We start from the raw sequence: 15,123 nt of genomic DNA, 5'->3' as shown, positions 1-15,123 counted from the left end.
CGCGTTTTAGCGTCCTCTTGCGCCTACCGGCTTCCGCAGGATCAGCGTGCCCCAGTCGCCTTCGCGCAGATGGCGTTCCAGCACCAGCCCGCAGCGATTGTGAGCCGCCAGCACCATGCGAACCTGCGTGTTCAGCAGGCCGGCAAGGATCACGGTGCCACCGGGCGCAAGATAACGGGCGAGGTCTTTTGCCATCAGGCAGAGGGGGCGGGCGAGGATGTTGGCGAACACGAGGTCGTAGGGTGCGCGGCGGCGAATTTCCGGCGTGGACCAGCCATTGCCGAGGCGGGCTTCGACCATGCGGGACAATCCGTTACGCGCCGCGTTTTCCCGCGTGATGCGCACGGACCAGGGATCGATATCGGTGGCGAGAACCGGGCGATGGAGAAGGGCGGCCCCAGCCATCGCGAGGATGCCCGACCCACAGCCGAGATCCAGAATGTTGCGCGGTCTGCGATAGGCGATCTGTTCAAGCGCCCGCAGGCAGCCGCGTGTCGAACCATGCTCGCCCGAGCCGAAGGCCATGCCCGCATCCAGCGTGATGGTGATCCGGTTGGGGTCCTGTGGCGTGTCGAGATGTGAGCCCCGGACCACGAACCGCTTGCCGACTTCCTGTGCGGGAAAGGATTCATAGGTGCGGGCCAGCCAGCCCTCGGTCTCCGTCTGGACCCGTTCCAGTTCCGCTGCGATGCCGGTGGTCAGTTCCGCCAGCGCCAGCGCGGCGATGAGTTCATCCTCCGCATGGCCGCTGTCCTTGACGCCCTCGACCCGCCACATCCGCTCTTCTTCGTCGAACTCGAAGATGCCGACCGTCGAGCACACCATGCTGATGGCGTTTTCATAGGCTTCGACAGCGCTTTCCGGCACGGTGACGGAGATCGTTTCCAGTTCGGTCGCATGTCTGCGGCGGCTGGTGGTCATGGATGGCCTCCCGGTAGGCGACGGGTTTTATGGGACGAACTGGGCCGTCGGAAGCGGCTCCATATCAGGCGAACCCCCGGTTGCACCAGAGGGGACCGCCGATTTTGGTCTGCGTTTCAGCTGCCACTCATTCAGAAGCGGGTTGCAGATAGGAGGCCATTACCCGTTTGCTGCCGGCTTTTTCGAACACCACTTCCGCCGAACCCCTGTCAGCGTCCACCACCACGCCATAGCCGAACTTCTGATGGAAAACGCGCGAGCCGATCTCGATTTTGGAGGTGTTCGCCGCCAACTCATCATTGACCGACGACCGCCGTCTGGCGACGAGGGGCGACATTGAACTGGTCACGTCGTCAGAGAAGACGCTGGTCCGGAAAATGCCGGAATAGTCCTGCCGGGCCTGCCGCGTAGCCGTCTCGCCTTCACGATCGACATACTCATCAGGCAACTCGTCAAGGAAACGGCTCGGCATGGATTCCTGCCAGTTGGCATAGATCCGTCGGTTGGCCGCATGGAGGATGGTCGCGCGATACCGGGCGCGGGTGATGCCCACATAAGCCAGCCGACGCTCCTCCTCGACGCCCTTGTCGCCGCTTTCGTCGAGTGTGCGCTGCGAGGGGAAGACGCCTTCTTCCCAGCCCGGCAGGAACACCGTGTCGAACTCCAGCCCCTTGGCGCCATGAAGGGTCATGATGGAAACCTTCTGGTCCTCATTCGTGCCTTCGCTTTCCATGACCAGCGAGACATGTTCGAGGAACTCGCTCAGTGTGCTGAAGTCGGCGAGGGCGCGGATCAGTTCCTTGAGATTTTCCAGTCGGCCGGGCGCGTCCGGCGCCTTGTCATCCCGCCACATGCCCAGATAGCCGCTTTCCTCAAGAAGGTTCCCGACGGCGACGACGTGACCTTCCTTTGCGAGCAGGGCGCGCTGGGTTTCGAAGCACTCCTGAAAAGCGTTCAGCTTTTCCGCTGCCTTGCCCCGGAAGCCGCCGGATTTCAGCAGAAAAGCGAGCGCCACGGAAAGGGAGGCATGCTGCCCCCGCGCTTCCACATGCATCTTCTGCAGGGCCGCCGTCCCGACGCCGCGCTTGGGCACATTGACGACGCGCTCGAAGGCAAGGTCATCGGCCGGATTGACCAGCACGCGCATATAGGCGATCGCGTCGCGAATTTCGGCGCGCTCATAGAAACGCAGCCCCCCGACAATACGGTAGGGGATTCCCGTCTGCACCAGCCGTTCCTCGAAGGCGCGCGTCTGGAAACCAGCGCGCACGAGGATGGCGAACTCGCCCAGCGGATGGTCGTCCCGTCGGAGCCGTTCGATCCGGCTGCACACCTCGCGGGCCTCGGCATCCGAATCCCACACACCGACAATATGAACCAGATCTCCCTGTGCATCGTCGCGCCCGGGACGCAGGGTCTTGCCCAGCCGACCTTCGTTATGGGCGATCAGTCCCGCTGCCGCACCGAGGATCTGGGCCGTGGAGCGGTAATTCCGTTCCAGCCGGACGATCTTCGCGCCGGGGAAATCTTTCTCGAAGCGGAGAATGTTCTCCACCTCCGCGCCACGCCACGAATAGATCGACTGGTCATCGTCGCCGACGCAGCAGATGTTGGCCGGTTCACCTTCACGTCGGGCCAGAAGCCGGAGCCACAGATACTGGATGGTGTTGGTGTCCTGGTACTCATCCACCAGAATGTAGCGGAACAGGCGCTGATACTGCGTCAGCACGTCCGGTCGCGTACGCAGGATCTCGACCACATGCAGCATCAGGTCGCCGAAGTCGCAGACGTTCAGCTCGCGGAGCCGGGCCTGATAGGCGGCATAGATGGCGCGGGCGTGACCGTCCGCATAATCGGTATTGTCGGCGGGGGAGATGGTGTCAGGCGTTAGCCCGCGGTCTTTCCAGCGCTGGATGATCCCCATCAGGCCGTTCAGCGGCCAGCGCTTCACGTCGATGCGCCACGGTTGCACCACCTGCTTGATGAGGCGGAGCTGGTCGTCGGTATCGAGGATCAGGAAGTTGCTGGTAAGCCCGACATACTCGGCGTGACGACGCAGCATTCGTGCGCAGATGGAATGGAAGGTGCCAAGCCAGAGGCCTTCCGCCGGCTCGCCCAGAATGCTGGTGATCCGCTCCCGCATTTCGCGGGCCGCCTTGTTGGTGAAGGTGACAGTCAGCACCTGCCAGGACTTCGCTCTGTGCGAGAGCAGAATGTGAGCGAAGCGGGTGGTCAGGACGCGCGTCTTGCCCGTGCCCGCACCAGCGAGGACGAGGAGGGGCCCCTCGGTGGTCTCGATGGCGGCGCGTTGCTCGGGATTGAGGCGTTCAAGATGAGATGGTGTTGTCACGCAACTGTCTTTGTGTGTCTGATTTTGCAGGTTTGTTAACAGATTATGTATGGACCGTCCTGAAAATAAGGCGTCATTTTGATGATAAGAAAGGCTGTCCACCCATAGCGAAGAGCTATCACGGGAGGGCTGCTCCTGTCTCGCTCGCGAAACCTTGCCCTTGGTGTGTCGAGACAACGCTTGACGTGTGAAGCGCGGCGTCTCACTTCTGAAGCCTGACGAGGCCGGGACAGGAACCAATGAGCGTTCGCGTTTTGATCGATCATCGAAAACAGGGGCAGGCAGCGCGTCATCCTGAAAAGGCACACCGGCCGGATAACCCCATTGCGCGGAAGCCGGACTGGATACGGGTCAAGGCGCCGAATCATCCTGTGTACCATGAAACGCGCAAGCTTATGCGCGATAACAAGCTGGTCACGGTGTGCGAGGAAGCCGCCTGCCCGAACATCGGAGAATGCTGGTCGCAGCGTCATGCCACCATGATGATCATGGGCGAGATCTGCACGCGGGCCTGCTCCTTCTGCAACGTGACGACCGGCCTGCCCGGTGCGCTTGATGCTGACGAGCCGAGTCGTGTTGCTCATGCCGTTGCGCGCCTCGGGCTGCGTCATGTGGTCATCACATCGGTGGACCGTGACGATCTGGCCGATGGGGGAGCCCGTCATTTTGCGCAGGTGATCGCCGCCATTCGCGAAGCTTCTCCGGAGACCACCATTGAAGTGCTGACGCCGGACTTCCTTCGCAAACCGGGCGCGCTGGAAGTGGTGGTGGAAGCGCGACCGGACGTGTTCAATCATAATATCGAGACTGTGCCCCGGCTCTACACCTCCATCCGACCGGGCGCGCGCTATTACCAGTCCGTCCGGCTGCTGGACCGGGTGAAGCAACTCGATCCGTCCATTTTCACTAAATCCGGCCTGATGCTCGGTCTTGGTGAGGAGAAGGCCGAACTGGGGCAGGTCATGGACGATTTCCGCATTGCCGATGTGGATTTCATCACCATGGGCCAGTATCTCCAGCCGACGGTCAAACACGCGGCCGTAGCGCGTTTCGTCACACCCGATGAGTTTGCCGACTATGCCGCAATGGCGCGGGCCAAGGGTTTCCTTCAGGTGAGTGCAACGCCGCTGACGCGTTCGTCCTATCATGCGGATGCCGATTTTGCGGCCCTGAGCGAAGCGCGTGCGGCTCAGTTGCGGGATCGTGCCGCAGTTGAAAAAACAAGTGACAAGGTGAAGATGTTCTGATGCCGACCCATTCCGAACGCCGGGTCCTGAATTACACGCCCGAGCAGATTTTCGATCTCGTCGCGGATGTCGGCAGTTATCCGAAATTTCTGCCGTGGTGCGCCAATGTGCGCATGGTCTCCAAAACGACCAGCGAACTGGTGGCTGATCTGACGGTTGGGTTCGGCCCATTCCGGGAAACGTTCCGGTCGCGCGTGTCGCTCGATCGACCGAATTCCGTTCGGGTGACCTACGAAAAAGGCCCCTTCAAATATCTCAATAATGTCTGGACGCTCGCCCCGGACCCGAGAGGGTGTCTGGTCGATTTCTTCGTGGATTTCGAGTTTCGCTCACGCCTGCTTCAGGCTGCCATCGGGGTCGTCTTCAATGAGGCGGTGCGCCTGATGGTCTCGGCCTTTATCCGGCGTGCCCGTGAAATCTATGGACCTGCCGCCAGCGAAGGATCGCGACCGGCTGTCGGCTCACAGCAGCCCCTGCCGCGTTAAAAAGGGAAGATTTCTCTTCCCCTTTTATTCAGGTTGCGTGGCGGTCAGTTCGTCCTGGTCGTAGCCGGAATTAATCGTGGCCTCGGCCCGCTTCAGGCCCGACATCAGGCGATCACGAATCTTGCCGAGCCGCTGCTCGTCCGTCACTTTCATGCCTGAAAGATCCTTGACGTAGAACACGTCCACCGCCCGCACGCCGTATGTGGTGATGTGTGCGGACGAGATCTGAAGCCGCAGCTCATTGAGCGCATCCGCGACGTCATGCAGAAGCCCCGGTCTGTCGCGCCCGTTGATTTCCACCACGGTGTGGGAGTTGGAAGCGCGGTTATCGACCACGACCCGGGGGGGAACGTGAATGGCGCGAGTGCGCGAAAGCATCTGCCCCGAGGCCGACGTTCTGGCGATTTCCTTCGCGATGTTGATCTGCCCGGTCAGCGCCTTTTCAATGATGGCGAACAGCTTGGTCAGGCGGTGCGGCTCGTCAAACGCTTCCCCGGTTGCATCCTGAATCCAGAGCGTGTCGAGCGCCATGCCGTTGCTGAGCGTGTGAATACGGGCATCGACGATGGAAGCGCCAGCCAATGCCATTGCCCCTGCGATCTGGGCGAACAGGCCGGGATGATCCTGCGTATGGATCGTGACTTCGGTGACGCCACGTGTCGGGAGAGGCTGGGTTTCAATAACGAAAGGCGCTGAACGCTGCTCGGCCTGCCGGATCAGATGGGCGTGACGGACAAGGGTTTCCTGATCGAAGCACAGCCAGTAACCGGCATAGCCGAGGGCAAGGAAGTGGTCGATGTCAGGCTGGCTGAAATCCTCCTCAGCCAGCGTCTCGGCGATGATCGCCTTGCTGTGGGCAACGCGCATGTCGCGTTCCGGTGTGGCAAGGCCACCCTCCAGTACTTCCGCCACGCGCATGTAGAGTTCACGCAGCAGCGTGGCTTTCCATGCGTTCCAGACGCGGGGACTGACAGCCCGCATATCCACGATCGTCAGCAGGAGCAGGAGGCGCAGCCGTTCAGGCGATTGCACGACATCGGCGACATCGAGAATGGTCTTCGGGTCGTCGATATCCCGCTGGAAAGCGGTGTGGCTGAGGATGAGATGTTGCAGGACGAGCCATGAAACAGTCTCGGTTTCCTCGCTGGAAAGCCCGAGGCGGGGACAGAGTTCGAGCGCCAGTTCGGAGCCGAGTTCCGAGTGATCGCCGCCACGTCCCTTGGCGATGTCATGCATCATCACAGCCATGTAGAGCGCACGCCGCGACTGGATGTCACGCGCCAGTTCATACGCGACGGGAATTTCGTCGGCCATAGTGCCGGTTTCGACGCAGCGCAGGATGCGCAGGGCTTCGATGGTGTGCTCGTCGACCGTGAAGATATGGTACGTGTCGAACTGCATCTGCCCGACAATGCGCGACCAGTCGGGAATGAGCGCGCCCCACAGGCCCGTTTCGTTGAGGAGGCGGAGCCAGTGGACGTAGTCGAGACGCGTGCTGTTTTCCGTATCAACCGGAATCGTTTCCAGTTTTGCGTCACCGCGTCCGGGACGACGGGCCGGGCGCGGAGCGGGGCGGTCGTCGCAGAGAAGCTGGAGGAATATTTCCGAGGCATGGGGAGACGTGCGAAGCGAAGCGGCGCGGCGCTCCCAGCGGATCAGTTGCTGGCGTGCGAGAGGATGGAGCGGCACATGTTTGTTGCGCGACCATTCGAGCAACTCGAACATCTTGATCGGTTCGGCGTCGAAGGAGACTCCCCGATCCGGCAGGATCTGGCCGTCAAGCAGGTTGAAACCGGCTTCCCGCATGGCTTCATCTGCCTTCAGGACATGCGCTGCGGGGCCAAGGGCCACACGCATGATGGTCGGCTCAAGGACGTGGGTGAGGCGCATGACCTCACGCACGGTCAGGAAGTAATGCCGCATGAATCGCTCGACGCCATTCTGGCGACCGTGGCGGGTGTAGCCCATGCGACCGCCGAGAACGGGCTGCATGTCGAAGGTCAAGCGATCCTCCCCGCGACCGGCGACATAGTGGAGGTGGAAGCGGACAGTCCAGAGGAAGTCCCATGACCGGCGGGCACGGGCAGCTTCCTGCTCCGTGATGAAGCCAAGGCGGGTAAATTCCGGAGCCATCAGATCCGATACATGGCGCGTACCGAAGACATAGCGGCACATCCAGTAGAGCGTCTGCATGTCACGCAGTCCGCCACGTCCTTCCTTGATGTTCGGCTCGACGAGATAGGGGCTTTCCCCGAAACGACGATGCCGCTCTGCCCGTTCCGCCCGCTTGTCGGTGATGAACCGGGCCGATCCGGCTTCCACGCAGGCCACGATGAATCGGGCCTCGAACATGGCGAACAGACTGAAGCTGCCGGTGAGGAGGCGAGCGTCAAGCAGGGCGGTCCGGATCGTGGTGTCACCTTCGGCCTGCGCGATGCAATCACTGATAGACCGGGTGGCGTGGCCGACCTTGAGGCCGAGATCCCACAGGAAATACAGCACGTATTCCACGAGCGCGAGGACCGACCCCGAGGGCTCTTCGGGTGTCAGGAACAGCAGGTCGATATCGCTGAACGGGGCCAGGAGCCGTTTGCCATAGCCGCCCGTGGCGGCGATGCTCATTTCGTCCAGCACGCCTTCGCCACATTGCAACGCTTCGGTTGCGAACATCACGATATTACAGACGAGTTCGTCGGTGAAGATCGCCAGAACTTTGGCCGCCTGCACACCCCGCAGTTCCCGTGCTTCGAAGCGACGCTTCACATCCATCTGATACCGGCCGAGATGCCGCCGCATGATCGCGAGTGCGGCATCGCGCTCCAGCGGCTTGCCCGGGCGTCTGGGCGCGTTCGCCAGCGCCGCTTTCAGGGACGCTCCCAGACTGTCTGGGGTCAGCATGCCTTCCGGGGAAAGCTCCGCCGTAACGGACTCTGATATGTCAGAAGCAACAGATGCGGTACCGTCGGCGTGGAGACTGGACATGATGATGGAAGGTGCTCGGACAAAACTGAAGGGCTCTCATTGTCTTACAGAAAGCCGTTTTGCTTCAAGCGCCAATTTTCTGAGATCGTAGAGCGCGTTGAGCGCATCGCGCGGGGAGAGGGAATCGGGCTCTGTCGTGAGGATGGCATCCACCAGTTCTTCATAATCGGAAAGGGAAGCACTGGAGTTGGTTTCGACCTCTTCCGGCGGAGCGGGGGCGATGTCCTCGAAGAGCGGCAGAGGAGCTGGCGCGACCGCATGTTCCCGTTCCAGTTCCTTCAGAAGCCGTGAAGCGCGCTCGACAACTGGCACGGGCACTCCCGCCAGCTTCGCCACATGCACGCCCCAGCTTCGCTTGGCCGAGCCGGGAATGACCTCGTGCAGGAAGACGACCTGCCCCTTCCAGTCCCGAACGGCCATGGTATGCGGGGAAAGACGGGGCAGACTCTCGGAAAGTTCGGCCAGTTCATGGAAATGGGTTGCGAAAATGGCGCGGCACCGCAGTGTCGAATGCATGGCCTCCAGAACGGCCCACGCAATGGAAAGGCCATCCAGCGTGGAAGTGCCTCGTCCGATTTCGTCGACCACCACGAGGGAGCGTGGTCCGGCCTGATTGAGAATGGCGGCGGTCTCCGTCATCTCCACCATGAAGGTGGACCGACCCCGCGCCAGATCATCCGCCGCGCCGACACGCGAGAACAGGCGATCCACGATGCCGATATGAGCGGATTTGGCCGGAACCGGCAGCCCGGCCTGAGCAAGAATGACGGCCAGTGCGTTCTGGCGAAGGAATGTCGATTTACCCGCCATGTTGGGGCCGGTGAGCAGCATCACCCTGTGAGCGGGAGCCAGTGAACAGCCATTGGCGGTGAAGCGCGTGCCGGACCCCAGCGCGGCCTCCACGACCGGGTGGCGGCAGGCCTCGAGGCTGAAGGACTCGCTGTCATCCACCTGCGCCCGGCACCATGTTCCCCCGACTGCGAGAGAAGCGCAGGACTGGGCGACATCCACCAGCGAAAGAGCGCGGGCCAGCGGAGGCAGCGCGTCGTCATCCAGAGCTCTGGCGACCAGCACACCGAACACCTGCCGTTCCCGCACGCTGGCGCGTTCGGCGGCCTCGGCAATACGGGAATCGAGTTCAATGAGTTCTTCCGTGGAAAAACGCGCCGCCGTAGTCGTGCCCTGACGGAAACTGAGGTCCTCGTGGGTCCGCAGTTTGGTGCCCGCCGCGGTGGGAACCTCGATCACATAGCCCAGTTGGGCATGGTGGCGTATCTTCAGGCTCGCCACACCGAAACGCTGGGCATAATCGTTCTGCAGCGTGGCGATGACACGGCGGGAATCGTCGCGCAGGGTGCGGTAGGCGTCGAGTTCACCGTCATAACCCGTTGCGATGACGCCGCCATCATCAAGGCGTGCCGGGAGTTCATCGGCGAGAGCACGATCAAGCTCCTCGCATAACGGGCCGCAGTCATTCAGCTGTTCGAGTGCCTTGCCAATCAGGTCTGGACGCGTGTCGGGAGCGATATGCGTCAGTTCTGCCGCCACGCGGTGGCCGCAGGCGATGCCGTCGCGGATGGCGGCAAGATCACGGGGCTGACCACGGCCAACTGACAGACGCCCAAGAGCCCGATCAATATCCGGCGCGCCACGCAGAATCTGACGCAGTGTGTTGACCCGCGGTGTGTCGTCTTTCAGCCAGTCCCAGCATGCCTGACGGGAGGAGATTTTCTCCACGACGGTCAGTGGTGCAGCGATCCATGTCGCGAGAAGCCGTGCGCCGGGGGCCGTGACTGTCCGGTTCACAGCGGAGAACAGGGTGTGCTCGTCGCTGCCGTCGCGAGCGCGGAGCAGGTCAAGACTGGCGCGTGTCGCGGGGTCCAGTCCAAGCGCCGCGCTGTCTTCCTGCGGGATCGGGTGGGCGAGGCGCGGCAGGGACCCGGCCTGAGACTTGCGGATATAATCCACGGCCATGAGACCAGCGGCAGCTTCGGCATCGCTGAACGTGCCGAAGGCATCGAGACTGGCGACCCCGAACGACTCCGCAAGGCGCGCGCGGGCCGTATGGGCCGGTGGCGGCTGTTCGCCAGACGTGCGGCGCAGATCGAAATCACCGAGATCTCGGTCGGGCGGAGCGAGGATTTCCGCCGGGTCCAGACGGGCGAGGAGATGACCGAGATCCGTCTCGGTGCATCGCGCCGTTTCGAACTGTCCGGTGGAGATGTCGATCCACGCAGCCCCCCATTCCGTCACGCTCCGACGGCTCGGGTTCGCCACCAGCGCCAGCAGCAGGTTGGAACGACCCGGTTCCAGCAGTTCATCCTCGGTGAGAGTGCCGGGCGTGATGAGGCGCACGACGGCGCGGGGGAGTGGCCCTTTCTGCGCGGTCTTCGCCTTTTTTCCCGGCATCTTGGAGGGCGGCGTGGCGGTTTGTTCGGCAACGGCCACACGGAAACCGCGTCGGATCAGGCGGGACAGATAGGCTTGAGCCGCCCCGACCGGCACTCCGCACATGGAAATCGGTTCGCCACCATGATTGCCGCGAGCGGTGAGGGCGATGTCCAGTGCTGCGGCGGCGGTCGTCGCGTCATCAAAGAACAGCTCGTAAAAATCGCCCATCCGGAAGAAGAGCAGGAAGTCCGGATTTTCGGCCTTCAGCGCGAACCACTGCGCCATGGCGGGCGATGCGCCTTCCGGAGAGGGGCGTGACGGTGCGCCGGTCTTCTGATCGGTCGTGTCCAAGACGGTCTCCGAAGTCTCTTGATGAGTGGTCGTGTTCAGCCCTGTCGTCGCGTGGCGTAAACGGCGATGCTTTCCCACACGCGCTTGACGTAGCTGCGGGGTTCCTCAAGCGGAATCTGCTCGATCCAGTCGATCATGGCATCCTGATCGGCTCCGGTGCGGGCCGGATCTCCACGTGTCTCGAGCCACTGGCTGACGCGATGCGGACCGGCATTGTAGCCTGCCGCCGCATATTCCACGACATTGCCGAGCCGGTTGTAAACCTTGCTCAGATAGGCGGTGCCAAGCTGCATGTTCAGCTCAGGCTGATGCAGCGCCGTGATGGTGACCGAGCCAGCACCGGTCTGCCGTGCCGTTTCCTGCGCCGTAGCTGGAAGAAGCTGCATCAGGCCGATGGCGTTCGAGGAGCTGACGGCATCCGGGTTGAAATTGCTTTCCTGCCGCATAAGGGCCTGCACCACGCCATAAGGCAGATCGGACGATGGCGGCTGGAACGGGTCCGGCCAGCCGTAATCCGGCATGGTCACGCCGTCTTTCGCCGCCTTGCGGGCCGCAGCCACGCCAACATCCGCAAGTCCGAGACGGGTGGCGAGTGCCGCGATCGCTTCCCGGTCCTGCGGCACGTTGTCCTGCGCGAGCAGCATCGTGAGAAACTCGCGTGCATGGGAAGGATCGTTCCACGACGCGAGAATCTGTGCTGCCCGCGCGAGATCACTGCCGTCGAGACGCGTGATGACGGCGGTCGGTTCATGCTCGTTGCGGGAGCCTGCGACCCGCCACTGGCGGAGGGCAGTGGCGAGCGCGTCAGGCACCGCCGAAGGCGCGAGGAGTGTGTTTCCCGCATTGGACAGTTTGGCGATCGCCATCTGGCCGTAGAAGGTTTCGGGAGCCTCGGCGGCGCGTTGCCAGTTTGCCGATGCGGACGCTGCATCCCCCGCATCGGCGCGGGCGCGACCCAGCCAGTAGAACCCGGCGGCGCGGTTCAGGACCGAATGGATCTCAGTCAGTTCGCGGAAGTGCGGTTCGGCGGAAGCAGGGTCATGCAGCGCCCGAAGAGCGATCCAGCCCGACAGGAAGGTCGCGTCCGCACGGTTTCTGTCCGTGGTCTGGCCGTGGTCATCGGCCATCATCAGCGCATCGGCGGCGCGTCCCTGATCGAGCAGATCACGGGCCAGCCTGTCACGTTCGGTCCAGAAACGGCCGCGCATGTCCTGCGGAACACCACGTTCGATGGTGAAGCCAGACTGTTTCCACAGATTCAGGGCGTCATCGAAGCGGGTATTTTTTTCCAGCCAGTGAGCATGGTCGAGAAGGAGAACCGGATCACTGGCGAGTGACTGCGGCACGGAGGCCAGAGCGGCTTCGGCGCTTGCATCATTACGACGAAACGCCATCCGGGCATTGGCAAGGGCCGCATGATCGGCGTCAAGCGTCGTGATCGTCCGGGCGGCCGCCGGAAGCCGTCCCTTGCGTTCTTCCCGCTCGAAACGCGCCCAGTCGTCGCTTTGCGTCAGGGCAGCCCCGAAGAGGGACTGCAACGTGGCGGCATCCGGGTCGCCATCGTTGCCATCTCGCCATGCGGCGCGTCCGGCGTTCGTCAGCGTGGATGAATCGCCCGACACAGTGACGCACCGACTCAGGGCGGGGGCAGATTTCGGAGGTTGCGAACGGCAGAGATCGGCAACGACGCTGCTGTCTGTTTCGCTGGTCAGCGCGTGTTCGTAGCGGGCCTGAATGACGGCCCAGTGCGGCCAGACCGGACGGGTGGCAAGAAAATCCGCGTAGGTTCGAGCTGGAATACCGGAACTGTTTGGTCCGACCAACTGGAGCCATGTTGTAAGGCGACCGGCCACGCCATCGACGGGTCCGGTGCTTTCGGCCTGTTGTGGTGTCGGCCATGCCGCTGCTGGTGCAGTCGTCTGTGAAAGGGCACCCGGCGAAGCCGAGCACGCCGAGAGAAACGCCGTCGATCCGATCAGGAGAAAGAAGGTCGGTTTTCTCATCAGAACTGCCCGAGCACCTCGCCGCCGCCCTTGAACACCAGTTCGATCGCCACGCCGAACACCACGATCAGGCCAACCCAGGCGATCCAGCGGAAACGTTCAAGCAATTTGGCAATCAGAGTCGCGGCGAAGGCCATGAGCAGAATGGAGATGGCAAGACCGCTGACCAGCACACCCATATGTTCACCGGCAGCGCCCGCCACGGCCAGCACGTTGTCCAGACTCATCGACAGATCGGCGATGATGATCCGTATGATGGCGGCACGCAGCCCTCCCGGTGCGGGGGTGTCGTCTCCTGAGTGCTGATCCGTCGCGCGGAGTTCGCGATACATCTTCCAGCACACCCACAGGAGCAGCAGGCCGCCGGCAAGGCGCAGGCCGATGATGTGGAGAAGCTGTGTGGCCACGAGGGCCAGCAGCAGCCGGATGAGCGCTGCGGCGGCGACACCGATCAGAACGGCGATTCGCCGCTGCTTTGCCTCCAGTTTCCTGACGGCAAGCCCGACGACAATGGCATTGTCGCCTGCAAGAGTGATGTCGATGAGGACGACCTGCAGCAGGGCCGTGAGGGAGGATAGTGAAAACATGGGGAGGCTATAGCGTGAGGAACAGCAGGCAGACCAGCCTTCTCACCGCATGGGAAGGATGATTCCCTGTGCCTCTGCCGACGATCCGACACATGTGCCCTGCACTCCGACGGCAACGGCCATTCCCACGGCTCGCAAGACAGGGCGGATGGCCCGGCGTCCGGGTGACAGGATCGCCCCGATACCAGCGCGACGCCACCCTGTTGACGCCGTGACAGGGCACGGAACGCAGCAGGTATGTCGCCAGTCGCCCGGAGCCGTCAGTGTCCTCTTGGCCTATCCCGTCTTCAGCACCTGAATCAAAGACGGGAAAGACTCGCTTCACTGAACGAAGCCTGTCAGGCAGATCAGAGTCGCAGTCGATTCATCTGCCAAAATCGCGTTCAGGAATGGGCGTCTACACCGAGACGACGCGGTGTCGCACCACTTCACCGACGATAATCAGCGCCGGACTGCGGAAGCCCTGCTCGACCGCCAGCCGGGGAAGTGACTCAAGATCGGCCGTGATGACGCGCTGGTCAGGCTGCGTCCCTTTCTCGATCAGCGCGGCAGGCCATGACGGTGGCAGTCCATGCTCGATGAGGCGCTCGCAGAGGCAGGAGATGCCGCCAAGCCCCATATAGATCACTACGGTCTGGCCGCGCTGCGCGATGGTGTGCCAGGGCAGATCAAGTGTACCGTCGGCCCGGGCGTGGCCCGTGAGGAACAGGCAGGACTGGGCGCAGTCACGGTGTGTCAGCGGAATGCCGGCGGAAGCGGCGCACCCATTCGCGGCGGAAATGCCCGGCACCACGCGAAAAGGCACCCCAGCCTCCATCAACGCTTCGATCTCTTCACCGCCACGGCCAAAGATAAACGGATCGCCGCCCTTCAGGCGCAGCACACGTTCGCCCGCTTTCGCCCGGCGGATGAGTTCATCGTTGATCCCGGGTTGCGGCAATGCATGGTCACTCTTCTGCTTGCCGACGAAAATCCGCTCCGCGTCCCGCCGCACACGGTCGAGAATGTCGGCTGGCAGGAGGTGGTCATACAGCACGCTGTCCGCGTTCTGCATCAGGCGCAGGGCTTTCAGCGTCAGGAGATCGGGATCGCCGGGGCCTGCGCCGACCAGCCAGACTTCTCCGCTTCCGTTCTCGCCAGTTGCCAGCCCTTCGAGCGTCGTGGTGGCCGCGATCTCATCACCGGCAAGAGCCTGCTCGGCCCCTTTGCCATCGAGAAAATTCTCCCATACGCGGCGGCGCGTATCCGGTGAGGGGTGGTGCTGGGCCATCTTTTCGCGGGCGGCCTGCATGAAACGGGCGAGGCGACCGACTCCTGCGGGGAGCAGCGTTTCGATGCGTTCGCGGATACGACGGGCAAGCACCGGAGCTGCGCCGGACGTGGAAATGGCCACCATAACGGGGCCTCGCCGCACGATGGCGGGCGTGATGAAGGAGGAGGGAGCGGGATCGTCCACCGCACAGACCGGGATGTTCATCTCGCGGGCGATTTCGGCCACCTGACGGTTGGCGTTCCTGTCGTCCGTCGCAGCATAGACGAGACGGCAACCGGGTAGATGGGCTGCCAGAATGTCACGTGAGGCGACTGCGGCAATATGGGTCACGCGGCCGCCCATCAGGGCTCTTTGCAACTCCGGGCACAGGGCTGGCGAAATGACAGTCACCTGCGCTTTTGTCGCGAGCAGGAGGCCCGTCTTGTTGGTGGCGATGGTGCCGCCGCCGACAACGACCACCCTTGCGCTGTCATCAAGACGCAGAACGACAGGAAACCAGATGTCCTGCGAATCCATCTCTTGCAAAGGGGAGG

10 protein-coding genes are annotated in these 15,123 nt (G+C 62.7%); 3 read left to right on the top strand and 7 right to left on the bottom strand.

Annotation, left to right across the window (positions count from 1 at the left end):
• Nucleotides 1-6: 6 nt before the first annotated feature.
• Together GOB81_RS03405 and GOB81_RS03400 are read right to left on the bottom strand one after the other, a co-directional pair.
• The gene (locus tag GOB81_RS03405) at nt 7-921 is read right to left on the bottom strand and encodes a 50S ribosomal protein L11 methyltransferase (RefSeq protein ID WP_173568946.1); all 915 of its coding nucleotides are present in this window, start codon (nt 919-921) and stop codon (nt 7-9) included.
• A 127-nt stretch (nt 922-1,048) separates the two neighbouring features.
• Nucleotides 1,049-3,271, bottom strand: a complete 2,223-nt coding sequence (locus GOB81_RS03400) for a UvrD-helicase domain-containing protein (RefSeq protein WP_173568945.1) — start codon at nt 3,269-3,271, stop codon at nt 1,049-1,051.
• 239 nt (nt 3,272-3,510) lie between these two features.
• Here GOB81_RS03400 and lipA point away from each other — a divergent pair, with 239 nt between their 5' ends.
• Together lipA and GOB81_RS03390 are read left to right on the top strand one after the other, a co-directional pair.
• On the top strand, nt 3,511-4,518 hold the full coding sequence (gene lipA, locus GOB81_RS03395; RefSeq protein ID WP_173568944.1) for a lipoyl synthase: 1,008 nt from the start codon (nt 3,511-3,513) through the stop codon (nt 4,516-4,518).
• A complete protein-coding gene (locus tag GOB81_RS03390) occupies nt 4,518-5,003 on the top strand; it encodes a type II toxin-antitoxin system RatA family toxin (RefSeq protein WP_173568943.1) in 486 nt (161 codons plus the stop codon). Before lipA ends, GOB81_RS03390 begins: the two co-directional genes overlap by 1 nt.
• Nucleotides 5,004-5,027: 24 nt before the next feature.
• Here the strand turns inward: GOB81_RS03390 and GOB81_RS03385 are convergent, their stop codons facing one another.
• The 4 genes from GOB81_RS03385 to GOB81_RS03370 all read right to left on the bottom strand — a co-directional run bounded on the left by GOB81_RS03385 (nt 5,028) and on the right by GOB81_RS03370 (nt 13,317).
• Nucleotides 5,028-7,985 (bottom strand): [protein-PII] uridylyltransferase, encoded by a 2,958-nt coding sequence (locus GOB81_RS03385; protein WP_173568942.1) that lies wholly within the window; start codon nt 7,983-7,985, stop codon nt 5,028-5,030.
• A gap of 36 nt (nt 7,986-8,021) precedes the next feature.
• The gene (mutS, locus tag GOB81_RS03380; protein ID WP_173569002.1) at nt 8,022-10,661 is read right to left on the bottom strand and encodes a DNA mismatch repair protein MutS; all 2,640 of its coding nucleotides are present in this window, start codon (nt 10,659-10,661) and stop codon (nt 8,022-8,024) included.
• Between the two features lie 101 nt (nt 10,662-10,762).
• Nucleotides 10,763-12,730 (bottom strand): lytic transglycosylase domain-containing protein, encoded by a 1,968-nt coding sequence (locus GOB81_RS03375; protein ID WP_173568941.1) that lies wholly within the window; start codon nt 12,728-12,730, stop codon nt 10,763-10,765.
• Entirely contained in the window at nt 12,730-13,317 is a 588-nt protein-coding gene (locus GOB81_RS03370; RefSeq protein ID WP_173568940.1) for a YjbE family putative metal transport protein, read from the bottom strand. Before GOB81_RS03370 ends, GOB81_RS03375 begins: the two co-directional genes overlap by 1 nt.
• Before the next feature lie 58 nt (nt 13,318-13,375).
• Between GOB81_RS03370 and GOB81_RS03365 the strand changes: the two genes are divergently transcribed.
• The gene (locus GOB81_RS03365) at nt 13,376-13,615 is read left to right on the top strand and encodes a hypothetical protein (protein ID WP_173568939.1); all 240 of its coding nucleotides are present in this window, start codon (nt 13,376-13,378) and stop codon (nt 13,613-13,615) included.
• A gap of 99 nt (nt 13,616-13,714) precedes the next feature.
• Here the strand turns inward: GOB81_RS03365 and cysG are convergent, their stop codons facing one another.
• Nucleotides 13,715-15,106, bottom strand: coding sequence for a siroheme synthase CysG (gene cysG / locus GOB81_RS03360; protein WP_173569001.1), 1,392 nt, complete (start codon nt 15,104-15,106; stop codon nt 13,715-13,717).
• Between the last annotated feature and the right edge of the window lie 17 nt (nt 15,107-15,123).

This window comes from Acetobacter conturbans (genome assembly GCF_011516755.1).
In the GTDB taxonomy this organism is placed as follows: Bacteria; Pseudomonadota; Alphaproteobacteria; order Acetobacterales; family Acetobacteraceae; genus Acetobacter; species Acetobacter conturbans.
Note: the sequence above shows the minus strand (reverse complement) of the source record. Positions and strands in the feature narration are given on the sequence as shown.

Bases quoted from the DNA above. Each gene is read 5' to 3' on its own strand.
- GOB81_RS03405 (WP_173568946.1), bottom strand. From the start codon at position 921: ATGACCACCAGCCGCCGCAGACATGCGACCGAACTGGAAACGATCTCC.
- lipA (WP_173568944.1), top strand. From the start codon at position 3,511: ATGAGCGTTCGCGTTTTGATCGATCATCGAAAACAGGGGCAGGCAGCG.
- GOB81_RS03390 (WP_173568943.1), top strand. From the start codon at position 4,518: ATGCCGACCCATTCCGAACGCCGGGTCCTGAATTACACGCCCGAGCAG.
- GOB81_RS03385 (WP_173568942.1), bottom strand. From the start codon at position 7,985: ATGTCCAGTCTCCACGCCGACGGTACCGCATCTGTTGCTTCTGACATA.
- mutS (WP_173569002.1), bottom strand. From the start codon at position 10,661: ATGGCGCAGTGGTTCGCGCTGAAGGCCGAAAATCCGGACTTCCTGCTC.
- GOB81_RS03375 (WP_173568941.1), bottom strand. From the start codon at position 12,730: ATGAGAAAACCGACCTTCTTTCTCCTGATCGGATCGACGGCGTTTCTC.
- GOB81_RS03370 (WP_173568940.1), bottom strand. From the start codon at position 13,317: ATGTTTTCACTATCCTCCCTCACGGCCCTGCTGCAGGTCGTCCTCATC.
- GOB81_RS03365 (WP_173568939.1), top strand. From the start codon at position 13,376: ATGATTCCCTGTGCCTCTGCCGACGATCCGACACATGTGCCCTGCACT.
- cysG (WP_173569001.1), bottom strand. From the start codon at position 15,106: ATGGATTCGCAGGACATCTGGTTTCCTGTCGTTCTGCGTCTTGATGAC.